At 40.2% G+C, this 3,818-nt stretch carries 3 protein-coding genes; all 3 read left to right on the top strand.

Annotated elements, in window-relative coordinates:
* The coding region (locus ACFVAJ_RS21740; RefSeq protein ID WP_376947956.1) for an ATP-binding protein at nt 1-2,353 on the top strand (2,353 nt) is incomplete at its 5' end.
* Nucleotides 2,350-2,700: a cystatin-like fold lipoprotein gene (locus ACFVAJ_RS21735; protein WP_104843702.1), complete on the top strand. Its 351-nt coding sequence runs from the start codon at nt 2,350-2,352 to the stop codon at nt 2,698-2,700. The genes ACFVAJ_RS21740 and ACFVAJ_RS21735, both read left to right, overlap by 4 nt.
* Nucleotides 2,701-2,750: 50 nt before the next feature.
* On the top strand, nt 2,751-3,818 hold a 1,068-nt coding region (locus ACFVAJ_RS21730), incomplete at its 3' end, for a CD3337/EF1877 family mobilome membrane protein (protein WP_376947953.1).

Below are 3,818 nucleotides of genomic sequence, written 5' to 3'. Positions count from 1 at the left end.
GTTTAGGATACTGTTTAAAGAATTAGAAAAGTACAAGGATATTCACTTAGAAATGTACCCGCAGCACATGGACTTAGAGCAGCGTTTTGAGTATTTGGAGAAAGACTTTCATCCGAGCACCTTAGAGATCGGGCGATATTATAATCGTGAAACGATAAATATTTTAGAAAATGAGCTTGGCAGCGTCACGCAGCCAGATTTCATTCTCGGTGTACGCTTGAAAGGAAACCTCTTAGAAGGGTCAGAAGATATCAAAGGAGTTGTGAGGAATGCCTTTACGTCTGTTTCAGACGTATTGGTAAACCTTTTGGGATTGGAAAGAGAAATGACCGCAGAGTTTTTCCAACGATTTGAAGGGCTTGAAAAAGACCTTTTTCAACTGGTGGCAAGCGTTGGCGGTCGCCGGCTTACAGAAGATCAATTGATCTATATAAACCGATACAATTTCTTAAGAGATATACACCATAGTGTGGTTGAAGAACAAAAAAAGCGCGGTCAAACCAATATAACCGACGCTATCATTGATCCAACGGAACCCGGGTTTCTAAAGCTTCAGACAACTGAAGGGGAATGCTATACAAGTTTTGTCGTAGTCGATGACTTTCCCGAGGACATGGAATACTCCCACATTTTTCAAAAGGCGCAAAATTTAAATTTCCCCGTAGAGCTGCACATAAAAGCGCAATACCAGTCAAAAGAATCAACATTGAACAAAATTGCTTTAACAAAACAACGTTTCAAGCAAACGCAGCGGGATATGAGCGAGGTTGAAGAAATAGATGACAGGCTCCTATCTGGCCGTGAATTGCTTACCGATTTAAACAATAAAATCCGTAATCACAATTCACCATATTTGAAGTGGGTAGCGACTTTTGTTGTCAGCGGAAAGACTAAAAAGGAATGTAAGCACAGAGCAAGCGAAGTCATTAGGATCATGAAGCATTCACAAATCTATTGTGTGCGTCCTATCGCCGATCAGTTGCAGCTTTTCTATAAATTTTTGCATGGTGCACCGATGCAATTCGAAAAAAACTGGGTGCAGTCAACAACACATGAAGGCTTTGCAGAAAATCTTTTTGCCGTATCAAGCCGGCTTGGTTCGAATGTGGGGTTTTATTTCGGAAGAGTAGACAAATTTACAGAAAAAGTCCCGATCGACCAATCTATAGCCAGCAGTCGAGATATTGTGCTTTACCATCCGTTTATGGCTAATGAGGGAATCGCCGGTGCTTCTACCGACAGCCCACATGTAAATATTACAGGAGCAACTGGAAAAGGTAAGTCCTTTTTAGTGAAAATGATCCTGCTATATCTCTCTTTCTTGGATTGTCAGGTATTAATGACTGACCCAAAGGTGGAGGTACGAAAGTGGTTTACGAAAGCGATTAGTGATCCAGATGTACGGGTTAAGTATCCGATGTTTGTAGAATTGATTCGCTCATTCCACTACGTCACGCTTGATGCCTCTGATAAAAAGAATTTTGGCGTTTTAGACCCAATTATCTTCCTTGATGGATTTGAAGCGAAAGAGACTGCTCAAAACATCATTGAGCAAATTTATGATTTGCATGGGAAAGATGCTGTAAAAACCGAAGTTCTGAAAACTTTAGATGCGGTTATTGAGCGAAAAGCAAAGGGAGAAACCGTTGGGCTTATGCATGTTGTAGATCATCTAGCGAATAGTGAGGACCCAACAATTAAGAGTGCAGGCGAGCTTCTTGTCCAAATGGTTCAGAATAGCATTCTTCAATTAGTTTTCAGCTATGGGGATGCTGATGCCATTAACTTGAATCGCAAAGTAACTATTTTAGAAATTGCCGGTTTAGACTTACCGAATGAAGATGATGACCCACGTTATTACAGTGACAGCGACAGGAAAAGCCTTAGCATTATGATTGGCCTTGCAAAATTCTGTGAAAAATTTGGTCGCCGCAGTCATGATGATCCGACAGCAATCATTTTCGATGAAGCTTGGACGTTGACTAAAGCCCGCGGCGGTAAGCGATTAGTTAAGGATATGAAGCGTGTAGGACGTTCCTTTAAAAATCAGCTATATCTTGTTTCTCAAAATATGGCCGACTCCGAAACAGATGATGATAAGGGGAATTTCGGTGCGCGTTTTGCTTTCGATAACGATGTTGACCGTCCAGACATTTTAAAGACGATGAACCTTCCGCAAACAAAACAAAATGAGGAGATGCTTGCGAATATGGTAAAAGGTCAGGCGTTGTTTATGGATTTTTACGGACGTGTTGGAAAGCTGTCGATAGATTGCTTATTCGAGGAATGGAGAGAAGCATTTAAGACAGTTGAAAAATCACACTCCGCTAGAGCAGAGGAGGAACTGGCATGATAAAAAAACTTGTTTTATCTTTTGCTCTTTTGGCAGCCATAACCGGCATGGCCGGTTGTGGCGGTACAAAGGCGAAATATGATGAAGCCATAGATCAAGTAGTAAGCATACAAAATCAAAGGTTACAGAAGGACGGAGTAGATAAAGACATAGATAAATTAAACCGTGAAGATGCCGAAATTCGTGTTTATCAAGATGGGAAGTATATTTCATTAGATTTTAAAATTCGAGATGGCGACACAATTAGAATGACTTATGAAAAACAAAAGAACGATGAATATGACTTGTATCCAGAAGGTGATGACGATCTTGGAAAGCCTGATTATACGGAAAATGTAAAAGAATAAGCCTGCATGTATACGTGTAGACATGTAGTCATGTAGACAGGAGGGAAGACATGAAAAAAGGCTCGAAAATAATTCTGCTCACCCTATCTGTTTTCGTCATCGTCATTTCCTTTTTAGGGACTGCTGCTTTTGCAGACGATAATAGCAATAAGGTGCAGCCGAAGGATGTAAAGCAGGGAGGAGTCACCCTTGATAGTAAAAGATACAGCTACGATCAATATGATGCGGTAGCCGATGTGGAGTCGAGCTTAAATCCTTTTTCGGAAAAAAACATCAATAAAAATCTGAATAGTATCGCAAGTATAACTTTTGGAATGACTAAGATGATCGCGAATTTAGTTGATACCGGCCTTGACTGGCTATATAACGTAGAGGTTGTAAACCAATTCGCTGATAAGGTCGGAAAAATATCGACTGCTTTATGGGAAAACCTTTATGCTGCATTTGGTGTTTTATTGTTTACGATAGCTGTTCTCTATATATTTTTTCAGTATGTGGGCCAAAAAAACGGTATGAAGGCAGGGCAATCCACAGTTAGATTGATTGTTGTGATTTTGATTGCTTTCGTTTGGTTCACGCAAGCCGGTTGGTTTTTAAAGGCGATGAACAATGTTAGCAGTGAAGTGCAGGGGCTTATTATGAAAAGCGGAACGCTTTTCAATGATGAACGAGATATCGCACAAGGCGAAGAATTAGAGGGGTCTATCGCTCTCCTTCGTAATCAATACTTTGATATTGCTGTCTATAAGCCATATTTAAATATGAACTATGGCATGACAGACGAGAGTAAGATCACGAAGGATGATAAAGACAGGATCACTAAACTACTGGAATATAAGCTCAATGAAGATGGATATAAAGAAAGAAAAAAAATAGCTTCATCAGAAGCTAATGAGCTTAATAATACCATGATGGCGCAATCAGGAATTCCGAATAAAATCGGCGTGGCCATATTTTCGTTAGGCTTTGCTTGTGTGCTGGGTGTTCCTTTGTTGTTAGTGGCGTTTGTGAATTTTATAGTTCAAATTCTTGTCCTAGCAATAAGCGTCATACTCCCGATCAGCTTCATTATTTCCTTCTTGCCGAATTTCTCAAATAGCGCTTGGTACACACTTGGC

The organism is Agromyces sp. NPDC057679, assembly GCF_042799635.1.
Classification (GTDB): Bacteria; Actinomycetota; Actinomycetes; order Actinomycetales; family Microbacteriaceae; genus Agromyces.
The sequence above is the reverse complement of the archived record's forward strand: the minus strand, read 5'-3'. Positions and strand labels throughout refer to the sequence as shown.